The organism is Marivivens sp. JLT3646 (genome assembly GCF_001908835.1).
In the GTDB taxonomy this organism is placed as follows: Bacteria; Pseudomonadota; Alphaproteobacteria; order Rhodobacterales; family Rhodobacteraceae; genus Marivivens; species Marivivens geojensis.
Genome location: NZ_CP018572.1, coordinates 1660048 through 1682641 on the forward strand (window position 1 = coordinate 1660048; position 22594 = coordinate 1682641).

A 22594-nucleotide genomic window follows, 5' to 3' on the forward strand; every position below is an offset into this window, starting at 1 on the left:
AATCAGTTTCGGGAGAAAACTTATGACTCTACGGTATTTGCACACGATGGTGCGCGTGAAGGATCTGGAAAAGAGCATGGCGTTCTATGCGCTCTTGGGTCTGCGCGAGACACGTCGGATCGACAATGAGGCGGGGCGGTTTAGCCTCGTGTTCATGGCGCCAGAGGGCCAAGAGGAGTGCCCGATCGAGCTGACCTACAACTGGGACGGCGATGAAGGGCTGCCCTCGGATGGGCGGCATTTTGGACACCTCGCCTATCAGGTTCCGAATATTTACGAGACATGCCAGCACCTTATGGACAATGGCGTGACGATCAACCGCCCGCCGCGCGACGGGCATATGGCCTTTGTGCGGTCGCCCGACAACGTATCGATTGAGCTGCTGCAAGCGGGTGAACGGCTCGCGCCTGCGGAACCTTGGGCCAGCATGGACAATGTCGGTCACTGGTAAGGCGCTCGTCGCCGCTACACTGATTGGGGCGGGCTGTCCTGCCTATGCGGAATGCCGACAGGCCTTGGCCCTCGGGCTAGATGTGTCGGGGTCCGTGGACGCGGTGGAATATCGCCTCCAGCTCGATGGATTGGCGGCAGCTCTGTTGGCGCCAGAGGTCAGCGCGGCGATTTTGTCGGACCCGATGGCCCCGATCAGGCTGTCGGTCTATCAATGGAGCGGGCCAGACACGGCGACCATCCTGTTGCCGTGGACAGAGGTCGCCTCGGCCTCTGACCTTTCTGCCATCGCAGGACGATTGACCACAGTTTCGACAGCGCCCAGTGATCTGACCACCGCGATTGGATCGGCACTGATGGCGGGCACAGCGTTGCTCGACCAGCAGCCTAATTGCTGGCGTCACACGCTCGACCTATCAGGGGATGGCGAGAACAACACAGGCCCGCGCCCCCAAGATATCCCCGAAGTCGACAGCATGACCGTCAACGGGCTGGTGATCCTCGGCGGTGAGGATGACGAAGGACTACTATCCTACTGGAAAACATACGTCATTCGCGGACCAGAAGCCTTTGTCGAACCAGCAGCGAGCTATGACGATTACGAGGCCGCGATGCGCCGCAAGTTGTTGCGGGAATTGCGCAGCCTCGCGCTCGGCTCTCTCGATCAATAGATGTAGCGGATTTGATCGGTCCAATACCGTTCGATCCGTTTGAGCGAGCCAGAGATCATATCCATGCCGTCGTGATCGACCACACCGCGTTTTTGCAATCCTTCCGAGTGTGCCGCGAACAGTCGGGACACGATATCACGCACGCGTCGGCCTTTTTCGGTCAGGCGGACACGGACGGACCTGCGGTCTGCATAGCAGCGTTGATGGTGCATAAATCCGCCATCCACCAATTTTTTAAGGTTATAGCTGACGTTTGATCCCTGATAATAGCCGCGCGATTTGAGTTCGCCCGCCGTCACCTCATTGTCGCCCACGTTAAACAAAAGGAGCGCTTGAACAGGGTTCAGTTCCAGAACGCCCAAGCGTTCAAATTCGTCTTTGATCACATCCAGAAGCAACCTGTGCAGGCGTTCGACCAGCGACAGGGACTCAAGGTAGTTGTTCATAAAGGCAGCATTCTGCGCCGTAGTTGCGGAGGTTTCCTTCTGGACCCCGAGTTCGGAAATCAGGCTCATGCCTCTTACTCCTCTTTCGGTCAGTGGGACCATCTAGGGGTAAGAATCAGAAGATTTGGTTAAAGGTGGCGACGAATTTTCGTCACCACCGATATTATTGGCGCGGCGCCGTCAGGCCTTTGGCCGAAACGGAAATACGGGCCACCAGTTCTTTGAACTGATCTGGGGCCTCAGTTTGGCCGCTGATCCATTGGTAGAGATCCAGATCGGCCTCTTCCATGAAGATTTCATAATGATCGAGGTCCGCATCAGACATATTGGACAATTCGCGGCTTGCGAAATCCGACAGGATCAAATCCATCTCTTTGATGCCGCGACGCATAGAGCGCATCGCCAAACGTTTGATCCGAATGTCACGCGGTTCAGTCATTGTTACTCCTTCAGCGCGGCGCGCAATTGCCGTTCCAGCTGGCCCATCTTTTTGACGTTGTCCTGCATTTGCACCCGCAATTCGCGGATTTGGGACAGAATGTCAGAGACACCAGGCGAAATTTCACCCTCAGTCGGTTCTGTGGGGCCTTCGCCCTGCCCCGTCAAGAGCCAGGTCATCGAAACGCCCAGCAAACCTGCCAGCATCTGGAGTTTGTTCGCGCGAGGTTCAGTAAGGTCATCCTCCCATCCGCGCAGGGTCGTCAGCTTGACCCCGATTTTTCCTGCGAGTTGTTTTTGGGTAAGGTGGGCTGCCTCTCGCGCCCCTGCCACTCGATCACCAAAAGTTGCCTGATCTTCGCTAAACCATTCTGTAGTTTCCACCGTCCGCGCTCCTTGCCGCTTGATTGGGTTACAGGGCCATCTTATGACACATGAGACCCAAATGACCACCGGAGGCGTCATGTCCGTTCTGTCAACGACACTTTCCCGCGTAAAACCTTCGCCCACAATCGCGATGACGACCAAGGCGCAAGAGCTGAAAGCCGCGGGGCGCGATGTGATCGGCCTATCCGCAGGCGAGCCGGATTTTGACACGCCGCAGAACATCAAGGACGCCGCGATTGCTGCGATCAACGCGGGCAAGACGAAATACACGGCTGTCGATGGCATCCCAGAACTAAAGCAAGCGATCTGCGATAAGTTCCGCCGCGAAAACGGCCTATCCTATGAACCCGCTCAGGTGACTGTCGGCACAGGCGGTAAACAGGTTCTCTATAACGCGTTCATGGCGACCCTGAATGCGGGCGACGAGGTGGTCATTCCTGCGCCCTACTGGGTGTCCTATCCCGACATGGTTCTTTTGGGCGGTGGCACGCCTGTGATTGTCGAATGCACCCTCGAAAACCAGTTCAAACTGACGGCAGAGCAGCTAGAGGCGGCGATCACGCCAAAGACCAAATGGTTCCTCTTTAACTCGCCATCGAACCCGTCAGGCGCTGGCTATTCGTGGGACGAACTAAAGGCGCTGACGGATGTTCTGATGCGGCACCCACATGTCTGGGTGATGACCGATGACATGTATGAACACCTTGTCTTTGACGATTTCAAATTCTGCACCCCAGCGCAGGTCGAACCGGGTCTTTATGACCGCACCCTGACCGTGAACGGCGTGTCCAAGGCCTACGCGATGACAGGCTGGCGGATTGGCTATGCTGCTGGTCCAGAGGAGCTGATCAAGGGTATGCGCAAGGTTCAGTCGCAATCCACCTCGAACCCATGTTCGATCAGCCAATGGGCGGCGGTCGAGGCGCTCAATGGCCCGCAAGGCTATATCGAGGACAACAAGGCCCTGTTCCAGCGTCGCCGTGATTTGGTCGTGGGCATGCTAAATGATGCGAAAGGTGTGAACTGCCCAACGCCCGAAGGTGCGTTTTATGTCTACCCCGATATCTCGGCCTGCATTGGGAAAACCAGCGCGGCGGGCACATTGATTGACACGGACGAAGCCTTTGCGACCGCCCTTCTCGAAGAGACGGGCGTTGCGGTAGTCTTTGGATCGGCCTTTGGGCTTTCACCGAATTTCCGCATCAGCTACGCTACCTCGGATGAGGCCTTGGCAAAGGCTTGCACGCGCATTCAACAGTTCTGCGAAGGCCTAAGGTAAGCGACTATGAGTACTGAATTACCCGAGTATTACTTTCGCGTGCGCGACAATGGCGCGGCCGTGTTCAAAGTGGATACCGAAAACCGGCAGCGCAGAATTGAGATGGACCAGATCGCCGTTGCGAACATTCGCAATGGCGAGATTAAGGCCCAAGGCGCACGGGAGTTGAGCCCCGAAGACGTGAAGGTGATTAAGGACTGGATGGAAGCGCGGATCGCTCTTTTGGCGGCGCGGGACATCGACGACATTCACCGTGCCGTGGACTACATGAATTTGACGACCCATTGGGCGCAGACCAAAGCGACCGATGACCAGCTCGAAGACGTGACAGACGCGCTTTTGATGGCGATGCACGACCTGCGGACGGTTCTGATCCGCAAGAAAGCCGATCGTTTGATGAAGGGTCGCGAGGACGTGTCTGACGACGATTGATCAGCCGATCCTGACTGACCGCGCCCAGAACCGCCACATCAGCGTCAGCGCCGCCATACCAAGGCCGATGCAGAGGCCGAGCCATAGGCCGACCTCGTTCAAGCTCAAGACAAACGCCAGAATATAGCCTGCGGGCAAACCGATCACCCAATAGCTGATCGTCGCAAGCCACATCGGCACCGCCGTATCCTGCACACCGCGCAAGAGCGACAAGGCGATGATCTGCCCCGCATCAACGAATTGGAACAGGGCTGCAAACATCAGAAGTTTGGCAGCAATGGCGATCAGGGCAACGCGCTGCGGCTCTGACGGATCAACAAAGAGACCGACCAGCGTTTCAGGGAGAGCGAGGAAGGTACTGACAACAATCACTCCAAAGCTCAACCCGACGATCACAGAGGCCCATGCCGTGCGGCGAAGCCCTGCCTGATCCTTGCGGCCATAATCACCACCTGCGCGGATGGTTGACGCTTGGCTCATGCCGACGTGGAACATAAAGGCCAATGCGGCGAGTTGGAGCGCAATTCCGTGGGCCGCCAGTTCCAATTCCCCGATCCAGCCCATCATCACAGCACTGGCCGAAAACAGACCGCTTTCCGCCAGCGACGTCAGGCCAATCGGAACACCCATGCGAAAGATCTGCGAGAGGGCTTCGCCATCGGGTTTCCAAATGCGCTGGAACAGTTTGATCTCTGGCAGTTTGAGGTTCGAATAGATCGCAAGCACGATCATGGTGATCGTCTGGATCAACACAGAGGCCATCGCCGCCCCGCGGATCCCCAGCTCAGGCGCACCAAAATTACCGAAGATCAGGATGTAATTCACGCCCGCGTTAAAAACGACACCACCCAACGTCACCCATAGCAATATCGCCGTCATATGCTGCGCCGACAGATAAGACCGCAGCACGACGACGAGCAGCCCCGGCGCGATACCAAAACCCGCGATCCGAAGGTATTTCTGTGCCTCTAGGGCAATGACCTCGTGCTGACCCATCCAAAGAAAAATGGTCCCCGACCACCACAAGAGCGGCAAAACCACTGCCGCAAAGGCGAGGCTCAACCAGAATGCCATACGGGTCACACGGCGGGCGCGGGTATCATCGCCTTCGGCGGCAGCCGCAGCGACCAAGGGCATCACGGCAAAGCCGAAACCAGCCCCGAAAATATAGAGGATAAACCACCACGATGACCCCAATGTCACCGCCGCAAGCGCGGTCACGTCATACCACCCCAACATGATCGTATCCGTCATATGGATCGCAAAGGCCGCAATACTGCTGCCGACTAAGGGCATGCCAAGGCGGATCAGGGGCAGGATATCCTGACGAAGGGTAGGATGGGTGTGATTCATAGAACCAGCATTACGGCAAGTTGCAATTTTCGTCCATATGATCAAATTCCGTTTGTCAGTAGACACCCCTCGCCCGACACCGCATGATCCCCGCGAACGACAGTGGTGCTGCTATGACTTTCGAGACTTTTATTGAGACCGCCCAACCGTTTTATCAGGCGCTGGCTGCGAACAATTCCAAAGACTGGTGGGAGGCAAACCGCGCCACCTATGACAAAGCGATCAAGCCAACCGCGCTTGCGCTGCTCGATGAAATTGCACCGCGATTGAGCGACCTTTTGGGCGATCCCGTCACCACCAAACTGTTCCGCCCACATCGGGACACGCGGTTCTCTAAGGACAAGACGCCCTACAAAACGCACCTGCATGTGCTCTGGCAAGTGAACGAGGGGCGCCAGCCCGTGGCCTATTTCTTTGGCATCGAACCAGATCAAGTCCGGATCGGTGGCGGGATGATGGCGATGGAGAAAGACGTTCTCGACGATTGGCGCAAGTTCGTTGATTTGGATGCGCCGCGTGTCGCGCGGATCATGGATGGGGTGAAAACGGCAGGCTTTGCCTTACGCGATCCAGAACTGGTGCGGGTGCCGCGTGGTTTTGCGCCTGATCACCCGAATGCGGACCTCTTGCGCCTTAAGTCGGTGATTGCGACCCGTCCCTTGGGCGGCACTGGGCCCCTTTGCGATCGGATCATGGACGGGTTAAAGGAGTTCAAACCCCTTGGGGATCTTTTGCTTTCGGTGGCCTGCGCATGATCGACAAATTAGAGATGTTCATCGCCCTCGCCCGCGAGGAACATTTCGGACACGCCTCTGAAAGTTTGGGGATCACACAGCCAACGCTCTCTGCGGGGATCAAGCAGCTCGAGAACCAGTTGGGGGTTCAGCTGGTCTATCGCGGATCGCGTTACGGCGGCCTGACCCCCGAAGGTGCGCGCGTGTTGGATTGGGCGCGACGGATCGTGGGCGACGTGCGCGTCATGAAACAAGAGATGCGCGCCGCCCGCGAGGGTCTGTCTGGTGACATCCGTTTGGCCGTGATCCCGACAGCCCTGCCGATGGTGGCCGATCTGACCTCGGCCTTTTCCAAAGAACACACCAACGTGCGGTTCACGATCCTATCGCGGTCGTCGATTGAAATCCTCGATATGCTTGAGGGACTGCAGATCGACGGCGGGATTACCTACCTCGACAACGAACCTTTGGGCCGCGTGGCGACTGTCCCACTTTATGAGGAAGACTACGCCGTCATCTGCCAAAAGGGTTCCGACCTCGCAAAACGGTCAAAACTGGAGTGGTCCGATCTGGCGGATGCGCCCCTGTGTCTACTGACACCCGATATGCAGAACCGACGGATCATCAACCAAAACCTCGCTGCAGCGGGCATCACCCCGACCCCAACCGTCGAAAGCAACTCTACCTTGGTTTTGGTGAGCCACGTGGAAACGGGGCAATGGGTGACAATCCTGCCCCTTCGGATTGCCGCGTTCCTAACGACAGGCAAAGACCTCACGTCTGTGCCACTCTCCGCGCCGGAGCGGAGCCATAGCATCGGGTTGATTGCAGCCGACCGTGACCCGCAGACCCCCGTGATGGCTGCGCTTTTGGGCTATGCCTCCCGCATCGCAAAACGCCGCTAGAACCGCGCAGCGGCGGAACGGATGATGCGAATGATCATCTTTCCAAAGATCACAAGATACCACCGCATAAACCTGTTGTGCAAAATCGCGGAGCCTGTGAGGACAACGTCCTCTTGGTCCGCGGACATGGTGATGCAGAGCATCCCCCTTCGCACCTTATCATCCACGATCAAACACAGTTTGTGATCATTGATGGTTTCGACGGTGAAGCTACCGATCCTCGCCCCTTTTTTCGGCGGAAAATCGATATCCATTTGGGCGGGTTTGAATGGCTTCGTCCCGAACGGTGACAAAACAAGGTTGCGAACCATAAGAATGAACCGCGACCACCATGGCAACGAGGCGATCGCCTTTGCCCAAACCTCCCACGCGGTCATGGGATGAGGCAGCGGCTGCGCGAGTGACACAAAGAAATCGAGCTCTTCCAACGGCGCAATGATAGAGGCTGGATTAGGTCGCACCTGTCCATTCGTCTCTAACGTTAAAGTGGTGATGCGCGATGCCATTATACCCCCTCACCCCTAAAGTATAACACAAGTTCTAATTTTCAACTCGACAAAACGACGACCGTTTCGATCATCATGTGGATAAAGCAAAACCAGAGATTGCCCCTCCGCGTCTGTTAGGCCACTATATGCGGCAACAAAGCAAAGAGCAGCGATATGGCCGACGACCTTCTATCCGGCGCAGAGCCGACCGACTACGACGCATCCTCCATCGAAGTCCTCGAAGGACTTGAACCTGTCCGCAAGCGTCCGGGCATGTATATTGGCGGCACGGATGAACGGGCGCTGCACCACATGGTCGCAGAAATCCTCGACAACTCTATGGACGAGGCCGTTGCAGGTCACGCCAATCGGATCGAGGTCGAACTACATGCGGACTACTCGATTTCGGTGCGCGATAACGGTCGCGGGATGCCCGTCGATCCCCACCCGAAGTTCCCTAGTAAATCCGCGCTCGAAGTGATCCTGACCGTTCTGCACGCGGGCGGTAAATTTTCGAACAAGGCCTATTCGACCTCTGGTGGTTTGAACGGCGTTGGCTCTTCGGTCGTGAACGCATTGTCGGATTCAATGATTGTGCAGGTCGCGCGAAACAAAGAACTCTACGAACAGAAGTTCTCGCGCGGGGTGCCACTTGGCCCTATCGAGAAGATCGGTGCAGCCCCAAATCGCCGCGGCACGACTGTGACCTTCCACGCAGACCCTGACATCTTTGGCTCGCAGAAATTGAAACCTGCTCGCCTGTTCAAGATGACGCGGTCCAAGGCCTACCTGTTCTCTGGCGTTGAAATCCGCTGGAAATCTGAAATCGACGACGGGGAAACCCCGACCGAGGCCACGTTCCGTTTCCCGAACGGCCTGTCGGACTTCCTCAATGAATCGCTCGAAGGGGTCAGCACCTATTCCGAAAAACCCTTCGCTGGTAAAGTCAGCTTTGAAGAGAAATTCGGCGTGCCGGGGTCGGTCGAATGGGCGATCAACTGGACGCCGTCGCGCGATGGCTACCTCCATTCCTACACCAACACCGTTCCCACGCCCGAAGGCGGCACCCATGAAACGGGGTTCTGGGCTGCGATCCTCAAGGGCATCCGCGCCTACGGAGACCTAGTGAGTAACAAAAAAGCCGCGCAAATCACCCGTGAGGACCTGATCACCGGCGGCTGTGCTCTCTTATCTATCTTTATCCGAGAGCCCTCTTTCGTCGGCCAGACCAAAGACCGACTGTCGACTGAAGAAGCTGCGAAATGGGTGGAAAACTCTGTTCGCGACCACTTTGACAACTGGCTTGCGGCCGATACCAAATCGGCGGGCGCGATCCTTGATTTTCTGGTTCTACGTGCCGAAGAACGTCTGCGCCGCCGTCAGGAAAAAGAGACACAGCGCAAAACGGCGACCAAAAAACTCCGCCTACCGGGGAAACTCGTCGATTGTTCGGCGACCAACCGCGAGGGCACCGAGCTGTTCATCGTGGAAGGTGACTCTGCGGGGGGCTCTGCGAAAATGGCGCGGGATCGCAAGACCCAAGCGCTCCTGCCGCTGCGTGGTAAAATCCTGAACGTCCTTGGCGCCGCGTCGAACAAACTCGGCACAAACCAAGAGATCAGCGACCTGACCCAAGCGCTCGGCGTTGGGCTGGGCACGAAATTCAACGTCGATGATCTGCGGTATGACAAGGTCATCATCATGACCGACGCGGACGTGGACGGGGCGCACATTGCCTCGCTCTTGATGACGTTCTTCTTTACCCAGATGCGTCCGATGATTGACCACGGGCACCTCTACCTCGCTTGCCCGCCGCTGTTCCGCGTCACCCAAGGGGCAAAGCGCGTCTACTGTCTGGACGAGGCCGAAAAGAACGCCGTGCTGGAAAAAGGGCTTGGCGGTAAGGGCAAAATGGATGTGTCCCGCTTTAAAGGCTTAGGCGAAATGGACGCCAAAGACCTCAAAGAGACCACCATGGACCCCGCGTCCCGCAAACTCATCCGCGTCACCATCGACGAGGACGAACCGGGCGAAACCGGCGATCTGGTCGAACGCCTCATGGGCAAAAAACCAGAACTACGGTTCCAGTATATTCAGGAGAATGCGCGGTTTGTTGAAGAGTTGGATGTTTGATTAAGGAGTTGCCAAAACACCCTGAGGTTGCGTAACATCACTAAAAAATTAACTTAGAGTGATGCATGACAACTGTATTTTTAAGCTGGAGCGGCGAAAAAAGCCAAAAAATTGCGAATGAACTCAAGCAATGGATACCATCCGTTCTGCAATTTGCTCGACCATACTTTACCCCATCTGACATTGAAAAAGGCAGAAAATGGAGTGAAGAGATTTCTACGAAACTAGCTGAAACAAATGTAGGCATTATTTGCCTAACCTCCGATAATTTAAATAAACCCTGGTTGCTTTTTGAAGCAGGGGCTCTTTCTAAAAACTTGGATGCGGCAAAAGTAAGTTCGCTAAAGTTTGGCGTTTCAGACGCCGATTTACCGGGCCCTCTCGGAACCTTGCAAAATACTAACTTCGAAAAAGAAGATTTCAAAAGGTTGATGTCTAGCATTAACCGAACTGGTGGCGAGCATGCTTTACCAACAGAGACGTTTTCAATCGTATTCGAAAAATGGTGGCCAGATCTTGATGAAAAAATCAACGAAATACTTAATTTAAAAAGCGCCTCTGAACCTACAGAAATTAGAAGCGATCGCGATATACTAGAAGAAATTCTCGCGATGACCCGCAAAAATTTCAAGTCATCTCCAAGAAATACTGGCATCGAAACGGATGCGCTTGATGATCTATTTGAAAACATCACGCTCATTGCGCTCGAAAACACAACAATTCAAAACACACAAATTCAACAATCAGTTCGCCAATCGATGCCAGTCCTGCATCATATGGCTCGAAGAAGCAGCAATTTTGAATACTATGCCGAACGTATTTCCGAGTTATCCAAAATTAACGAGTCCTATATCCCATTCTAAGGATATTTCACTCCTGAATGCTCTCCAGATACCCTGCAAGGGCCAGCAACTCGGCGGGCACGGGGGTGCGGTCGACCATGATGATCTCGCCCATGTCGCCCGCTCCGAACTCTGGCATCGGGTTGTCGGGGGAGTGGTGCAGGCCGTCGATGGTGCTCATCACCGCGTTCACGTCAAAAATGCCACCGTTACGGGCTGCAATCTGGGTCAAATCGGGCGGCATTTTCGCGAGGCCAGCGGCGGCAAAGCCGTTCCCCTTGGCATCCTCACCATGGCAGGCGGCACATTCGTCGGCGAATATCTTGCGGCCATCCGCGACCTCTTCGACGCAGGCGGACAGACCAAAAGCGGCAAGAAGGATAATGGCGGGTTTCATGACTGCTCTCCCCTGTGTTTGTTACCCCTATTGTCCCAAAGCGCGGGGCAAAGGTAAACAGGAATTGCACGCCCCTGTCCGATCGGTCTAACGTCCCGCAGGGGCAGGAGGAATTTTCATGAACAGTTCGTATATTGTGATGCTATTCGCAGGGATCGGCGTCCCCGTTTTGGCAGCTTTAAACGCGGCTCTGGGGCGCACAATCGGGTCACCTGCGGCGGCGGGCTCGGTGCTGTTCATTGTCGCGTTCTGCGTCGCGCTGGTGGTGGCCTTGTTCACGGGGCCAGAGGGCTACGGCAAACTGTTGAGCGCACCGAAACATTTGTTCCTCGCAGGGTTCCTGATCGCCTTTTACCTGCTGTCGATCACGTGGATCGCGCCAAAGATCGGCATCGGCAACGCTGTATTTCTTGTGCTGATCGGCCAGTTGATTTCGGCCGCGGCGATTGACCATTTTGGGCTGTTTGGCGCGAACCAGACGCCGATCTCCCTGACCCGCGCGGCAGGGATCGCGATCATGGCTGTGGGTGTTTTCGTTACACAGAAGGTGTAACAGCACCCGCGTCGAGGCGCACAATACGGTCCATCCGCGCCGCGAGGTCGTGGTTGTGCGTGGCGATGAGGGCCGAGAGGCCCGTCGCACGAACGAGCGTCATCAGCGCCTCAAATACGCGATCAGAGGTGTCAGGGTCGAGGTTCCCCGTCGGCTCATCCGCGAGAAGCAGCGCAGGCCCATTGGCGAGCGCCCGACAAAACGCGACACGCTGCTGTTCGCCACCCGAGAGTGCCGCAGGACGATGAGACGCACGTTCGGCAATCCCGACAGTATCGAGAAGCTCCAGCGCTCGCGCCTTGGCCGCGCGTTCGCTGACACCATTGGCCAGCTGCGGAAGGGTGATGTTTTCGAGAGCGGTGAATTCCGGCAGCAGATGGTGAAATTGATAGATAAAGCCGACCCCAGCCCGACGGATCGCGGTGCGCCGCCGATCAGAGAGGCCCGTCATATCTTCGCCCCCGATCATCACGGTACCCGTATCAGGCGTGTCGAGAAGCCCCGCGATATGCAGGAGCGTTGATTTCCCCGCACCGGAGGGCGCGACAAGGGCAACCACCTCGCCCTCGCGCACCGTCAGATCAACGCCGCGCAGGACCTGCACTTCGTTCGGTTTTCCGTGGTTGTAGCCCTTGGTGATGCCCGAAAGTGCGAGGGTGTTATTCATAGCGCAGCGCCTCCACCGGGTTCATGCGGGCTGCACGGCGTGCAGGCAAAAGGGTGATCGTCCACGACAGACCGAGCGATAGCGCGACCGCCGAGACGACATTCGACAGGCGCAGTTCGGCGGGAAGATGATAAATGCCGCGGATCGACGGGTCCCAGACACCACCGCCAGAGACATAGTTAATCAGGCTAAATATCGGATCGATGTAGATCGCAAAGAGACACCCAAGGATCACGCCCGCAATGGTGCCAACGGTCCCAATGCTCGCCCCGCAGATAAAGAACACGCGCAGGACGGACCCTTCGGTCAGGCCCATGGTGCGCAGGATGCCGATATCGCGGCCCTTGTTTTTCACCAGCATAATCAGGCCCGAAATGATGTTCATGGAGGCGATCAAAACGAGGATCGCCATGAGGACGAACATCACGTTATCCTCGACCGTGAGGGCGCGCAGGAATGCCCCCGCACTGTCGCGCCACGTCCAGATCAACGCGCGATCCCCTGCCGCAATCAGGATCGGGGCCAGCAGATCATCGACGGATTCTGGGTTCTCGACCATCACTTCGATTTCGTCTGCGACACCGTCCTTGTTAAAGAACAACTGCGCCTGCGCCATCGGCAGATAGACCCGCGTGCGGTCGATGTCCCAACGGCCCGCGGTAAAGATATAAACCACCTCATAGGCGCTCACCCGTGGGCTGGTGCCAAAGGCGGTGCGGGTGCCATTCGGGGAAATCAGCTTTATCGTGTCACCAATGGTCACGCCAAGTTCGCGCGCCACGCCAGACCCAATCGCGATACCATCCTCAAAGCGGGATATATCACCCAAAGCGACTTCAGGTTCGACGATGCGCGGAATGGTCAGCAGATCGTCGTAGGAGATGCCATAAACCTCTACCCCTGCGTTTGCGTTGGTAAAGTTCGCCATGACCTGACCGCGCACCAACGGCGCAGCACGGGTCACGCCCTCCACGCCTCGAAGGGCCGCGGCCATATCGGCGGCGTTTGAAATCGTGCGGCTCACCTGCCCGTTCTGATCGACCTCCATCGTTTGATAGACGGTCACATGGGCATTCGCGCCAAGGATCGTATCCACGAAATCAGAACGGAATCCCGACCGGATCGCCATAGTCGCAACCAGCGCAAAAACAGCAAGCATGATGCCAATGAGGCTGATCCACGTCATCACCGAAACGCCACCCTCTGCACGGCGGGCGCGGATGTAGCGCCACGCGATCATCCACTCAAAGCGGGAAAACGGTGCGGTGGATCGTGCCTTTGGCAGTTCGGTCATAACGGCTCCTGTCTGTCGGAACGGACCTTATGGAAAGGGCACAAAGGGTCAAGTCACTCTCCCGTGGCTTGCGCGCCTTTGTGCCCAAAATAGTCAGAATAGCGCGGGGACAGTGCCCCCGCCCCAGATTACGCGCCTTTCGGGTGCGGATGCTTTGCGTAGATCTCTTTGATCTTCGCGATAGCCTCAGCGGGCGCCATCTCAACGCTTTCGCCGGTACGACGCGATGTCAGTTCGACAACGCCATTCGCCAGACCACGCGGACCAACAGTGATGCGCCATGGCAGACCGATCAGGTCCATCGTCGCGAATTTGCCACCAGCGCGTTCGTTGCGGTCGTCATAGAGCGGCTCGAACCCAGCAGCGGTCAGCTCAGCATAGAGGCTCTCACAGGCCGAATCCGCCGCATCGTCACCCTGTTTCAGGTTCACGATACCAACGTGGAACGGGGTCACGCCTTCAGGCCAGATGATGCCCTTTTCGTCGTGGCTCGCCTCAATGATCGCACCCAGCAGACGCGATACGCCGATGCCATGTGACCCCATGTGAACTGGAACCTTGTTGCCTTCGTTGTCGACAACGGTTGCGCCCATGGCGTCCGAATATTTGGTGCCAAAGTAGAAAATCTGCCCCACTTCGATACCACGAGCCACACGACGACGTTCTTCTGGCACCTCGTTAAAGGCAGCCTCATCGTGGGTCTCATCGGTGCGGGCGTAACGGCTGGTGAATTCTTCCAGAACCGCCTGACACTCTTCACGGCTATCGTAGTCAATCGCACGATCGCCAAAGGTCAGATCGGTGATTTGGCTATCGTAGAACACCTCGGACTCACCCGTTTCCGCGAGAACGAGGAACTCGTGGGTGTCATCGCCACCAATCGGACCAGAGTCCGCACGCATCGGGATCGCCTGCAGGCCCATACGCTCGTAAGTGCGCAGGTAGCTGACGAGGTGACGGTTATACGCGTGCAGCGCGTCCTCTTTGGTGAGGTCAAAGTTGTAACCGTCTTTCATGTAGAATTCGCGGCCACGCATCACGCCGAACCGCGGGCGGACTTCGTCGCGGAACTTCCACTGGATCTGGTAGATGGTCAGCGGCAGGTCCTTGTAGCTGTTCACATGGGCGCGGAACACGTCGGTGAACATCTCTTCCGCGGTGGGCGAGAACAGCATGTCACGGTCATGACGGTCCTTCATCCGCAGCATTTCAGGGCCGTATGCGTCATAGCGCCCAGACTCGCGCCACAGATCCGCCGGCTGAAGCGTCGGCATCTGCATCGGGATGTGACCCGCTTTGATCTGTTCATCATGAACGATGTTCTCGATCTTACGAAGAACTTTGAACCCGAGGGGCAGCCAAGAATAAATCCCCGCGGCCTGCTGCTTGATCATACCGGCACGCAGCATCAGGCGGTGCGATACAATCTGCGCTTCGGCAGGGTTTTCTTTCAGAACAGGAAGGAAGTAGCGGGAAAGGCGCATATCACGGTCCAGCAATTTAATGACAAGGTTACCCCTTCCGCTATCGGAAACCGCCCCCATGGGCAAGTCAGACCTCGCGATCCCTGCCTTTGTGCCGCAAATATCCCGGGGGAGGCCACCGCAGGTGGACGGGGGCAGCGCCCCATACCCCGCATCTAACCCCGCGCAGGACTTGATTTATCTGGCCAGAAAGCTGACATAGACGGTAGCGTGGATGAGGGGCGTGGCATGGGACTTCCAGTCAAAGAACAGGTGAAATACTGGGGCATCGCCACAGCTATTTTGGTGTTTTTGCTCTATTTTCTCGGCAACGTGATCCTGCCCTTCGTTTTAGGCGGCGCGGTCGCCTACATGCTCGACCCCGTTGCGGATCGGTTGGAGCGGGCGGGCTTTAGCCGCGCGGCCTCTGTCGGGGTGATTAGTATCGGCGCAACGATCCTCTTTGTCATCGCGGCTCTCTTGATCATACCCGTGCTGATCCAACAAACCGCGTCGCTCTTTAATTTCATTGGTACATCGGTCGATACTGCCCCCACAGTTCTGCGTGACCTCGACAAATGGCTGACCGATACCTTCCCTGCCCTCGCGCAGAATGACATCACCTTGTCCGGCAGCCTCAAAAACGTGGCCGCCACCGTGCAGAGCAAAGGCGGCGATTTCCTGAATGGTGTGCTCTCTTCAGCGATGAGCCTCATCAACGTAATCGTCCTCTTGGTCGTCGTGCCCGTTGTGGCGGTCTATTTGCTCTATGATTGGGACAATATGGTGGCCCAGATCGACAGCCTTTTGCCGCGCGATCATTTGAGCCAAATCCGCGGCATCGCGACCGAGATCGACAAAACGCTTGCTTCTTTCATCCGTGGGCAAGGCACCGTCTGCCTGATCCTCGGCATTTTCTACGCAGTAGGCCTCATGGTCGTGGGCCTTCAGTTTGGCCTCGTCGCAGGTGCGATTGCGGGGCTTTTGACTTTTATCCCTTACGTCGGCGCTCTGGTCGGTGGCCTTTTGTCGATCGGCCTCGCGCTGTTTCAGTTCTGGAATAGCGTTGAAGTGATCGACGGCGCGACCACGACATTTGCCACCGATTGGCTGCGGATCGGAATTGTCGCTGTGATCTTTGGCGTCGGCCAGTTCCTTGAGGGGAACTTCCTAACGCCGAAACTCGTCGGGAGCTCAGTCGGCTTGCACCCTGTTTGGCTGATCTTTGCGCTGTCGGTCTTCGGTACATTGTTCGGTTTCGTCGGGATGCTCGTCGCAGTGCCGGTGGCTGCGGTCATCGGCGTTGTGGCTCGTCACGCCATCCGAAGCTACAAAAATGGACGCCTCTATCGGGGCTTTAGCGATACTGAATGACCCCACGCCAACTGTCCTTTGATCTGCCCCCTAACGTGGCGTTGGGCCCTGACGACTATTTCGTGTCAGAGGCCAATGCCCACGCCTATGTTATGGTCACGAACCCTGACGGCTGGGCCGATGGCAAGCTTGCCCTGATCGGCCCTAAGGGAAGCGGCAAAAGCCACCTTTCGCGGGTGTTTCAGCACCTCACAGGTGCCACGGTTTGGAAGGCTGGGGACATTGGCGCGACGCTCGACCTACCCTCGTGCCCGATAGTTGTTGAGGACATGGAGGCCCTGCCTCCCCAGTCCGAAGAACCTCTGTTTCACCTGCACAATCACCTGCGCGCGCAGCGGTTACCCCTGCTGCTGACCGCGACAACACCGCCGAGCCGTTGGAGCATCTCCCTCCCCGACCTTGCTAGCCGTATGCAAGCAGCACCCACCGTCCACATCGCGGACCCCGATGATCGTCTGCTGAGCGCCGTGTTGATGAAGCATTTTGCCGATCGCCAACTGACCCCGAAACCGGCGCTGATCTCATACCTCGCGGGTCGGATTGAACGGTCGTTTTCTGCCGCTGACGACATCGTTTCTGCCCTCGACAAAGAGGCTCTTGCGACGGGGCAACCGATTGGAATTAAACTAGCTGGTAGGCTGCTGGACAATCCATCAGAATAGGCGCGATAATGGTCACATAATCGTTGCAATTGCGCAGCATAAGGCCGCCATGACACTCGCAAATTTTCTGACCGCAAAGTTCCCCGAAGCCGTTGAGGCCGATTTTGACCTCACCAGCCCATCGCGTTTCTATAACCGAGAGTTAAGCTGGCTTGGCTTCAACTGGCGTGTTTTGGAAGAGGCCGAAAACCTGCGTGTTCCGCTGTTGGAACGCCTGCGGTTCTTGTCCATTTCGGCAACCAACCTCGACGAGTTTTATACCGTGCGCGTGGCGGGTCTGCGGGAACTCGCGCATGCGGGCAACATGACCCCTGCGCTGGACGGTCTGACACCTGTCGAACAACTCGCGCTGATCAACGCGGACGCCCGCGATCTGATGATGCGCCAACAGTCGACGTTCAACGCGCTCAAAGGCGAACTGGCCCAAGAGAAAATCCATATCCTGTCGCGAACTGACCTGATCGAAGGTGACGCAGAGTTTCTGGAAAATGTGTTCCTGAACAACGTGTTCCCTGTGCTTTCTCCACTAGCCGTTGACCCCGCGCACCCCTTCCCGTTCATCCCCAACACGGGCTTTGCGCTGGCGCTGCAGCTGGAACGGACAGCAGACAAACGGTCCATGCGGGCACTCTTGCCTGTACCGCATCAAATCGACCGCTTTATCGCGCTGCCGACGGTTGACGGGGATCGGTTCCTGCCGCTCGAAGAACTACTGCTGTTGCATATTCACCGCCTTTTCCCAGGCTATAAGGTCAAAGGCGACTGTGCGTTCCGCGTGCTTCGTGACAGCGACCTTGAAGTCGAAGAAGAAGCCGAAGATCTGGTGCGCGAATTTGAGGTCGCCCTCAAACGCCGTCGCCGCGGCGAGGTCGTTCGAATGAAGATGACCGCGGGCGCGCCCGACGGGCTGCGCAACATGATCATGCACGAACTTCACGTCGACGAATCCGAGGTGGTGATCGTGGACGGTATGCTCGGTATGGCCGACCTCAAACAGCTAGTCCTCGACAGCCGTCCCGACCTCTTGTGGTCGCCATACACGCCACGCGTTCCCGAACGGGTTCAGGACCACGGCGGTGACATGTTCAAGTCAATCAAACAAAAGGACATGCTGCTGCACCACCCCTACGAAACCTTCGACATGGTGGTGCGGTTCCTGAAACAAGCCGCTGCCGACCCGAATGTGGTCGCGATCAAACAGACGCTGTACCGCACGTCCAAGAACTCCCCAATTGTTGAGGCGCTTTGCGAGGCGGCAGAGGACGGCAAATCCGTCACAGCGCTGGTCGAACTCAAGGCCCGCTTTGACGAGGCTGCGAACATTCGCCAGTCACGCCGTTTGGAACGGGCTGGTGCGCATGTTGTGTATGGTTTTACCACACTGAAAACACACGCGAAAATTTCGACAGTGGTGCGTCGTGAGGGGGATCAACTGGTCACCTATACCCACTACGGTACGGGCAACTATCACCCGATCACCGCAAAGATTTACACCGATCTGTCGTTCTTTACCTGCGATGCGGCCTTGGGTCGGGACGCGACCAAGGTGTTCAATTACCTGTCAGGCTATGTGCAGCCAGACGGGCTAGAGAACCTGACGATTGCGCCGATGGGTCTCAAGCAGCGCCTCATCGAAATGATCGACCTAGAGATCGAACATGCCCGCGCGGGCCGCCCTGCTGCGATCTGGGCCAAGATGAACAGCCTCATCGAAGAAGACGTTATGAACGCGCTTTACCGCGCAAGCCAAGAGGGGGTGAAGATCAGCCTCGTCGTGCGTGGCATCTGCGGCATTCGTCCAGGTATCAAAGGACTGTCGGAAAACATCCGCGTCAAATCCATCGTCGGTCGGTTCCTCGAACATTCACGCATCGTCTGTTTTGGCAATGGCGGCGGGCTTCCGGGCAAAGAGGCACGGGTATTTTTCTCGTCTGCGGATTGGATGGGGCGTAACCTCAACCGTCGTGTTGAGACACTGGTCGAAGCCAAGAACCCAACCGTCAAAGCGCAGATCGTCGATCAGATCATGTCGGCCAACATGGCGGACATCGCGCAGAGCTGGATCATGGGACCGGATGGTAAATTTACGCGGGTCGCCGTGCCCGAGGATAGATTCGCCTTTAGCTGCCATAAGTTCTTTATGGAGAACCCGTCGCTGTCTGGTCGCGGATCGGCTGGGGCCACGGGTGTCGTGCAACTAACGCACACCGAAGATTGACACCGCCCCCCTCCCCGTCCAAAGGTCGGGGAGGACCGGAGAATCCATGACGACCACGACCCAGACAGACGACACCGACTGGGGCCCCTTTGGGCGGCCTTTGTTTGACGATCCTCAAGCCAAAGCGCTCGCGCGTGTCGGCGTGTTGGACGTTGGCTCTAACTCTGTTCGTATGGTGGTCTTTGACGGCGCTGCCCGTAGCCCTGCCTATTTCTACAACGAAAAGGTTATGTGCGCTCTCGGTGCTGGACTTCGTGAAACGGGACGGTTGAACCCGACAGGCCGCGCCCGTGCGCTCGCCGCGATCCGACGCTTTGCCGCTCTTGCCGAAAGCATGGATGCACCCTTGACCGCCGTTGCCACGGCTGCCGTGCGCGAAGCCGAAGATGGCGATGAATTCAGTCGCGAAGTACTGGAAAAAGCAGGCGTCAAGCTGCACATCATCGATGGTCGCGAAGAGGCCCGCCTGTCAGCGCAAGGCGTTCTTCTAGGGTGGCCGGGCAGTTTCGGGATGGTCTGTGATATTGGCGGCTCGTCAATGGAGTTGGCGGATATCAAAGATGGCAAGGTTGGCCACCGCCTCACGTCGCCCCTCGGTCCGCTGCGGCTCAAGGGGTTCACGTCGAAACGCGACCTAAAGGCCCATGTCAAAGAGATCATGCAGGGTATGCATGCCGAGATGGACTATGAGACAGGGATGCGCCTGTTTCTGGTCGGCGGCTCATGGCGTGCGATTGCGCGCATCGACATGGAGCGGCGCGGCTATCCCCTGACCGTTCAACATGAATACCGAATGACCGCCCGCAACGTCTCCACGACGGCGGATTACATTGGCTCTGCAAACCTCGACGACCTGCGCAGCCGTTGTGGTATTTCGTCCGAGCGTATGGCGCTGGTGCCTATCGCGATCCACGTGCTCAAGGAACTGGTAAAAACCTTCCGCCCCAAAGATATCGCTGTGTCGTCCTATGGTATCCGCGAGGGTCTTTTGTACGAACAGATGCCCCAAGAGCTACGCGACCGCGATCCGTTGATTGAAGCCAGTCGTTATGCGGAATCAAAAGACGCGCGTTTGCCCGGATTTGGTAAAGTTCTCTATGATTTCGTGACGCCGCTGTTCCCCAATGCAAATTGGCAGAAATTGCGCATCATCAAAGCCGCCTGTCTGTTGCACGATGTGACATGGCGCGCCCACCCTGATTACCGAGATGAGGTGGCATTCGATAACGCGACGCGCGCTAATTTGGGCGGGCTGAAACACGAAGAACGGGTGTTACTCGGCCTCTCGCTGTTCCATCGCTATTCCAGCAAACGTCAGGGTTCGCGTCTGGAACCTCTATTTGCCCTGCTCGATGAACAGCAAATCCGTGAGGCAGAGATCCTAGGTCGCGCGATGCGCTTGGGCGCAATGCTGTGGCTCAAGGCCGAGGGAAATCCGGGACAGTTTATTTGGAAGCCCAAGAAGCGCGAATTGGAACTGGTGCTGAACGCAGAGACAGAGCCGCTCTGGGGTGAGGTTTCTGAGGCCCGTTATAACTCTCTAGCCAAGGCGATGGACGCGGTGTCTGCAACCGTCCGCATCCTGCCCAAAACGTCATAAATTAAGGTCGATCGTCACGGGGAAATGGTCAGACGCGGTCAATAAGGCCTCGCGCAGTTCTGGCGTGCCGTAGCAGACAGGGTTATCGAACGGATGCCAAATCCGCCACCGCGGGCTATGGTCCAGTAACTCTGGCGACACCATGACATAGTCGAGCAAAGCACAGAGGTAGTTGTCATCCCCACCCATCCGAAACCGCGAAGTCGTCGGCACAGCGCCTAGTTTTTGCGTAAGCGCTGCCCGCGCGTGGGGATCAAACAGGCGTGGCTGATCACCTTCGCCTATAACGATCTCAATACTCGACCGACCAAAGAGTTTTTCATATTCGTCCAGCCCAGGTCCGTCGTTGAAATCGCCCAGCACGATTAAGTTATCGCCCTGCGCCAAATGGTGATCAATCCGACGCCGCAGCCAGAGACATTGAGCCAATTGCTTGCGCCTGTTCTCAATCGCAATCCGCATTTGTTCGTGGATATTGCGGGCTCCGTGAGGCGCTTTTGATTTCGCATGAACGCCGATCAGCCGCAACTCGTGCCCCGCCTTAGTCCGCAATGCGACCTCGTTCGGGGGCTTGGACCATTGCACGAGATCGAGATCGGCATCGACGTCCAGATCAATCTCAAACGCCGCATCGAACCTCGGGGCGTCGGGATGAGATAACGGATCGTGCCGCGCCTCAAACACATCAGGATCATAGAGCAGAGTGATCTCTTGCTGGGTGTCGTTCGAAAACCCGATCAGTGCCTTTCGCGCCCGTAACCCATATTCGACGGCAAAGTTCTGGAGGGCGATCACTCCGCTGCGTCGACGATTGTCGTCTGGGGCCTCAATCACCATCACGGCATCGGCGTCTAGCGCAGTGAACACGATCCCCAAGGCATCGAGCTGTTCGCCCCGTTTCACATTCAATCGTCCCGACCAACGCTGATCGTGCAAAAGCCGCCCTTCATCATCAAACAGGTTGGTAAACCATTCGACGTTGTAGGTGGCTATCCTCATGCGGCTTTGCCGTTGATCTGATCCCACGCGGTATTCACGGCGATGAGACGCGCTTCGGCGAGTTTGATCGCCTCTTCGGGGAGGCCCCGCGCCATCAGACGGTCAGGATGGCTTTCGCGCACGGCATCGCGCCAGACCTTGCGAATGTCGTCGAGTGGCATATCAGGCGAAACGCCCAGCACGTCATAGGGATCACGCTCTGCATCGGGCACGAACTGCGCGCGGATGGTGCGAAACCGACGGTCATCAAACCCAAGGATCTCTGCCACACGCTGCAAAAACGCATCCTCGGCTTCGTGATATTCGCCATCGGCCATCGCGATATGGAACAAACCTTCCATAAGGTCGCAGAGCGGTGCGCGATCATCACCGAACATCTTTGCGACGCGAGCAGCATAGTCCTCAAACCCTGCAACGTCTTGTCGGGCAAGGTTAAATAGCTTTGCCGCTTGCGCCTCGTCCTCGGGCGCGATGGTGAACACCTCGCGGAATGCGGCCACCTCGTCACGGGTCACGAGTCCATCGGCCTTGGCCATTTTGGCGCCCAAGGCAATCACCGCGATGGTAAAGGCTACCGACCGTTCGGGCGGCGTGCGGAATTGTTCAAACACAGCCGCCAACCCCTCGCCCTTGCGAAGAGCGGCCAGAGCATCAGCGATACGTGTCCAGATCGACATCGACGGGTTTCCCGTTGTGCTAGAATCGACAAAGTCACCTGCAATTATGCACAGACAAACCGTGTTCAACTGGTTGATGCAAGCGCCTGAGTGCTTACTTGACCTTAAATTAACTATAATTGTCGGGAATTA

At 56.9% G+C, this 22594-nt stretch carries 24 protein-coding genes; 13 read left to right on the top strand and 11 right to left on the bottom strand.

Going from position 1 to position 22594, the window contains the following annotated elements; genetic code table 11:
- The first annotated feature begins 22 nt into the window (after nt 1-22).
- Nucleotides 23-451: a VOC family protein gene (locus BSK21_RS08235; RefSeq protein WP_067545908.1), complete on the top strand. Its 429-nt coding sequence runs from the start codon at nt 23-25 to the stop codon at nt 449-451.
- On the top strand, nt 435-1121 hold the full coding sequence (locus BSK21_RS08240) for a DUF1194 domain-containing protein (RefSeq protein WP_067545911.1): 687 nt from the start codon (nt 435-437) through the stop codon (nt 1119-1121). The genes BSK21_RS08235 and BSK21_RS08240 overlap by 17 nt, the downstream gene beginning before the upstream one ends.
- On the opposite strand, the gene BSK21_RS08245 is transcribed toward BSK21_RS08240, so the two are convergent.
- From BSK21_RS08245 to BSK21_RS08255, 3 genes are all read right to left on the bottom strand, one after another.
- Nucleotides 1115-1567, bottom strand: a complete 453-nt coding sequence (locus BSK21_RS08245) for a MarR family winged helix-turn-helix transcriptional regulator (protein ID WP_074039062.1) — start codon at nt 1565-1567, stop codon at nt 1115-1117. The two genes, BSK21_RS08240 and BSK21_RS08245, sit on opposite strands and share 7 nt — an antisense overlap.
- A gap of 163 nt (nt 1568-1730) precedes the next feature.
- Entirely contained in the window at nt 1731-2006 is a 276-nt protein-coding gene (locus BSK21_RS08250) for a succinate dehydrogenase assembly factor 2 (RefSeq protein ID WP_067545917.1), read from the bottom strand.
- 2 nt (nt 2007-2008) lie between these two features.
- The gene (locus BSK21_RS08255; protein WP_067545920.1) at nt 2009-2389 is read right to left on the bottom strand and encodes a helix-turn-helix transcriptional regulator; all 381 of its coding nucleotides are present in this window, start codon (nt 2387-2389) and stop codon (nt 2009-2011) included.
- Nucleotides 2390-2468: 79 nt separating this feature from the next.
- Here BSK21_RS08255 and BSK21_RS08260 point away from each other — a divergent pair, with 79 nt between their 5' ends.
- Both BSK21_RS08260 and BSK21_RS08265 read left to right on the top strand, forming a co-directional pair.
- Nucleotides 2469-3671 (top strand): pyridoxal phosphate-dependent aminotransferase, encoded by a 1203-nt coding sequence (locus tag BSK21_RS08260; protein ID WP_067546595.1) that lies wholly within the window; start codon nt 2469-2471, stop codon nt 3669-3671.
- 6 nt (nt 3672-3677) lie between these two features.
- Complete coding sequence (locus BSK21_RS08265) at nt 3678-4103, top strand: hypothetical protein (RefSeq protein WP_067545923.1); 426 nt, start codon at nt 3678-3680, stop codon at nt 4101-4103.
- Here the strand turns inward: BSK21_RS08265 and BSK21_RS08270 are convergent, their stop codons facing one another.
- Nucleotides 4104-5456: an MATE family efflux transporter gene (locus tag BSK21_RS08270; protein ID WP_074038995.1), complete on the bottom strand. Its 1353-nt coding sequence runs from the start codon at nt 5454-5456 to the stop codon at nt 4104-4106.
- Nucleotides 5457-5539: 83 nt separating this feature from the next.
- Between BSK21_RS08270 and BSK21_RS08275 the strand changes: the two genes are divergently transcribed.
- Nucleotides 5540-6211: a DUF2461 domain-containing protein gene (locus BSK21_RS08275; protein ID WP_067545929.1), complete on the top strand. Its 672-nt coding sequence runs from the start codon at nt 5540-5542 to the stop codon at nt 6209-6211.
- Nucleotides 6208-7095, top strand: a complete 888-nt coding sequence (locus BSK21_RS08280; protein WP_067545932.1) for a LysR family transcriptional regulator — start codon at nt 6208-6210, stop codon at nt 7093-7095. The genes BSK21_RS08275 and BSK21_RS08280 overlap by 4 nt, the downstream gene beginning before the upstream one ends.
- On the opposite strand, the gene BSK21_RS08285 is transcribed toward BSK21_RS08280, so the two are convergent.
- Nucleotides 7092-7601: a DUF2867 domain-containing protein gene (locus BSK21_RS08285; RefSeq protein ID WP_067545935.1), complete on the bottom strand. Its 510-nt coding sequence runs from the start codon at nt 7599-7601 to the stop codon at nt 7092-7094. The genes BSK21_RS08280 and BSK21_RS08285 overlap by 4 nt on opposite strands.
- A 156-nt stretch (nt 7602-7757) precedes the next feature.
- Between BSK21_RS08285 and parE the strand changes: the two genes are divergently transcribed.
- Nucleotides 7758-9716, top strand: a complete 1959-nt coding sequence (parE, locus tag BSK21_RS08290) for a DNA topoisomerase IV subunit B (protein ID WP_067545938.1) — start codon at nt 7758-7760, stop codon at nt 9714-9716.
- 65 nt (nt 9717-9781) lie between these two features.
- Nucleotides 9782-10579 (top strand): TIR domain-containing protein, encoded by a 798-nt coding sequence (locus BSK21_RS08295; protein ID WP_074038996.1) that lies wholly within the window; start codon nt 9782-9784, stop codon nt 10577-10579.
- A 7-nt stretch (nt 10580-10586) separates the two neighbouring features.
- Here BSK21_RS08295 and BSK21_RS08300 read toward each other — a convergent pair whose 3' ends face one another.
- A complete protein-coding gene (locus BSK21_RS08300; protein WP_067545945.1) occupies nt 10587-10955 on the bottom strand; it encodes a cytochrome c in 369 nt (122 codons plus the stop codon).
- A 118-nt stretch (nt 10956-11073) separates the two neighbouring features.
- Between BSK21_RS08300 and BSK21_RS08305 the strand changes: the two genes are divergently transcribed.
- Nucleotides 11074-11508, top strand: coding sequence for a DMT family transporter (locus BSK21_RS08305; protein ID WP_067545948.1), 435 nt, complete (start codon nt 11074-11076; stop codon nt 11506-11508).
- On the opposite strand, the gene BSK21_RS08310 is transcribed toward BSK21_RS08305, so the two are convergent.
- The 3 genes from BSK21_RS08310 to proS all read right to left on the bottom strand — a co-directional run bounded on the left by BSK21_RS08310 (nt 11492) and on the right by proS (nt 14953).
- Nucleotides 11492-12175, bottom strand: coding sequence for an ABC transporter ATP-binding protein (locus BSK21_RS08310; protein ID WP_067545952.1), 684 nt, complete (start codon nt 12173-12175; stop codon nt 11492-11494). The two genes, BSK21_RS08305 and BSK21_RS08310, sit on opposite strands and share 17 nt — an antisense overlap.
- Complete coding sequence (locus BSK21_RS08315) at nt 12168-13469, bottom strand: ABC transporter permease (RefSeq protein WP_067545955.1); 1302 nt, start codon at nt 13467-13469, stop codon at nt 12168-12170. Before BSK21_RS08315 ends, BSK21_RS08310 begins: the two co-directional genes overlap by 8 nt.
- Nucleotides 13470-13597: 128 nt before the next feature.
- Nucleotides 13598-14953: a proline--tRNA ligase gene (proS, locus tag BSK21_RS08320; RefSeq protein WP_067546602.1), complete on the bottom strand. Its 1356-nt coding sequence runs from the start codon at nt 14951-14953 to the stop codon at nt 13598-13600.
- A 228-nt stretch (nt 14954-15181) separates the two neighbouring features.
- On the opposite strand from proS, the gene BSK21_RS08325 reads away from it, so the two are divergent.
- From BSK21_RS08325 to BSK21_RS08340, 4 genes are read left to right on the top strand one after another with little or no spacing between them, the layout of a single operon-like run.
- Nucleotides 15182-16306, top strand: coding sequence for an AI-2E family transporter (locus BSK21_RS08325; protein WP_067545958.1), 1125 nt, complete (start codon nt 15182-15184; stop codon nt 16304-16306).
- Nucleotides 16303-16968, top strand: a complete 666-nt coding sequence (locus BSK21_RS08330; protein ID WP_067545961.1) for a DnaA/Hda family protein — start codon at nt 16303-16305, stop codon at nt 16966-16968. The genes BSK21_RS08325 and BSK21_RS08330 overlap by 4 nt, the downstream gene beginning before the upstream one ends.
- Before the next feature lie 49 nt (nt 16969-17017).
- On the top strand, nt 17018-19186 hold the full coding sequence (locus BSK21_RS08335; RefSeq protein ID WP_067545964.1) for an RNA degradosome polyphosphate kinase: 2169 nt from the start codon (nt 17018-17020) through the stop codon (nt 19184-19186).
- Between the two features lie 46 nt (nt 19187-19232).
- Nucleotides 19233-20786 carry a Ppx/GppA family phosphatase gene (locus BSK21_RS08340; protein ID WP_067545967.1) on the top strand — a complete coding sequence of 518 codons (1554 nt, stop codon included), beginning with the start codon at nt 19233-19235 and terminating at the stop codon, nt 20784-20786.
- Here BSK21_RS08340 and BSK21_RS08345 read toward each other — a convergent pair.
- Nucleotides 20781-21785, bottom strand: a complete 1005-nt coding sequence (locus BSK21_RS08345; protein WP_067545970.1) for an endonuclease/exonuclease/phosphatase family protein — start codon at nt 21783-21785, stop codon at nt 20781-20783. The two genes, BSK21_RS08340 and BSK21_RS08345, sit on opposite strands and share 6 nt — an antisense overlap.
- Nucleotides 21782-22462 carry a molecular chaperone DjiA gene (locus tag BSK21_RS08350; RefSeq protein WP_067545973.1) on the bottom strand — a complete coding sequence of 227 codons (681 nt, stop codon included), beginning with the start codon at nt 22460-22462 and terminating at the stop codon, nt 21782-21784. The genes BSK21_RS08345 and BSK21_RS08350 overlap by 4 nt, the downstream gene beginning before the upstream one ends.
- Nucleotides 22463-22594 lie beyond the last annotated feature (132 nt).

Bases quoted from the DNA above. Each gene is read 5' to 3' on its own strand.
- BSK21_RS08250 (WP_067545917.1), bottom strand. From the start codon at position 2,006: ATGACTGAACCGCGTGACATTCGGATCAAACGTTTGGCGATGCGCTCT.
- BSK21_RS08245 (WP_074039062.1), bottom strand. From the start codon at position 1,567: ATGAACAACTACCTTGAGTCCCTGTCGCTGGTCGAACGCCTGCACAGG.
- BSK21_RS08305 (WP_067545948.1), top strand. From the start codon at position 11,074: ATGAACAGTTCGTATATTGTGATGCTATTCGCAGGGATCGGCGTCCCC.
- BSK21_RS08280 (WP_067545932.1), top strand. From the start codon at position 6,208: ATGATCGACAAATTAGAGATGTTCATCGCCCTCGCCCGCGAGGAACAT.
- BSK21_RS08350 (WP_067545973.1), bottom strand. From the start codon at position 22,462: ATGTCGATCTGGACACGTATCGCTGATGCTCTGGCCGCTCTTCGCAAG.
- BSK21_RS08340 (WP_067545967.1), top strand. From the start codon at position 19,233: ATGACGACCACGACCCAGACAGACGACACCGACTGGGGCCCCTTTGGG.
- BSK21_RS08345 (WP_067545970.1), bottom strand. From the start codon at position 21,785: ATGAGGATAGCCACCTACAACGTCGAATGGTTTACCAACCTGTTTGAT.
- BSK21_RS08315 (WP_067545955.1), bottom strand. From the start codon at position 13,469: ATGACCGAACTGCCAAAGGCACGATCCACCGCACCGTTTTCCCGCTTT.
- BSK21_RS08275 (WP_067545929.1), top strand. From the start codon at position 5,540: ATGATCCCCGCGAACGACAGTGGTGCTGCTATGACTTTCGAGACTTTT.
- parE (WP_067545938.1), top strand. From the start codon at position 7,758: ATGGCCGACGACCTTCTATCCGGCGCAGAGCCGACCGACTACGACGCA.
- BSK21_RS08330 (WP_067545961.1), top strand. From the start codon at position 16,303: ATGACCCCACGCCAACTGTCCTTTGATCTGCCCCCTAACGTGGCGTTG.
- BSK21_RS08265 (WP_067545923.1), top strand. From the start codon at position 3,678: ATGAGTACTGAATTACCCGAGTATTACTTTCGCGTGCGCGACAATGGC.
- BSK21_RS08270 (WP_074038995.1), bottom strand. From the start codon at position 5,456: ATGAATCACACCCATCCTACCCTTCGTCAGGATATCCTGCCCCTGATC.
- BSK21_RS08300 (WP_067545945.1), bottom strand. From the start codon at position 10,955: ATGAAACCCGCCATTATCCTTCTTGCCGCTTTTGGTCTGTCCGCCTGC.
- BSK21_RS08260 (WP_067546595.1), top strand. From the start codon at position 2,469: ATGTCCGTTCTGTCAACGACACTTTCCCGCGTAAAACCTTCGCCCACA.
- BSK21_RS08325 (WP_067545958.1), top strand. From the start codon at position 15,182: ATGGGACTTCCAGTCAAAGAACAGGTGAAATACTGGGGCATCGCCACA.
- BSK21_RS08285 (WP_067545935.1), bottom strand. From the start codon at position 7,601: ATGGCATCGCGCATCACCACTTTAACGTTAGAGACGAATGGACAGGTG.
- BSK21_RS08310 (WP_067545952.1), bottom strand. From the start codon at position 12,175: ATGAATAACACCCTCGCACTTTCGGGCATCACCAAGGGCTACAACCAC.
- BSK21_RS08335 (WP_067545964.1), top strand. From the start codon at position 17,018: ATGACACTCGCAAATTTTCTGACCGCAAAGTTCCCCGAAGCCGTTGAG.
- proS (WP_067546602.1), bottom strand. From the start codon at position 14,953: ATGCGCCTTTCCCGCTACTTCCTTCCTGTTCTGAAAGAAAACCCTGCC.
- BSK21_RS08295 (WP_074038996.1), top strand. From the start codon at position 9,782: ATGACAACTGTATTTTTAAGCTGGAGCGGCGAAAAAAGCCAAAAAATT.
- BSK21_RS08235 (WP_067545908.1), top strand. From the start codon at position 23: ATGACTCTACGGTATTTGCACACGATGGTGCGCGTGAAGGATCTGGAA.
- BSK21_RS08240 (WP_067545911.1), top strand. From the start codon at position 435: ATGTCGGTCACTGGTAAGGCGCTCGTCGCCGCTACACTGATTGGGGCG.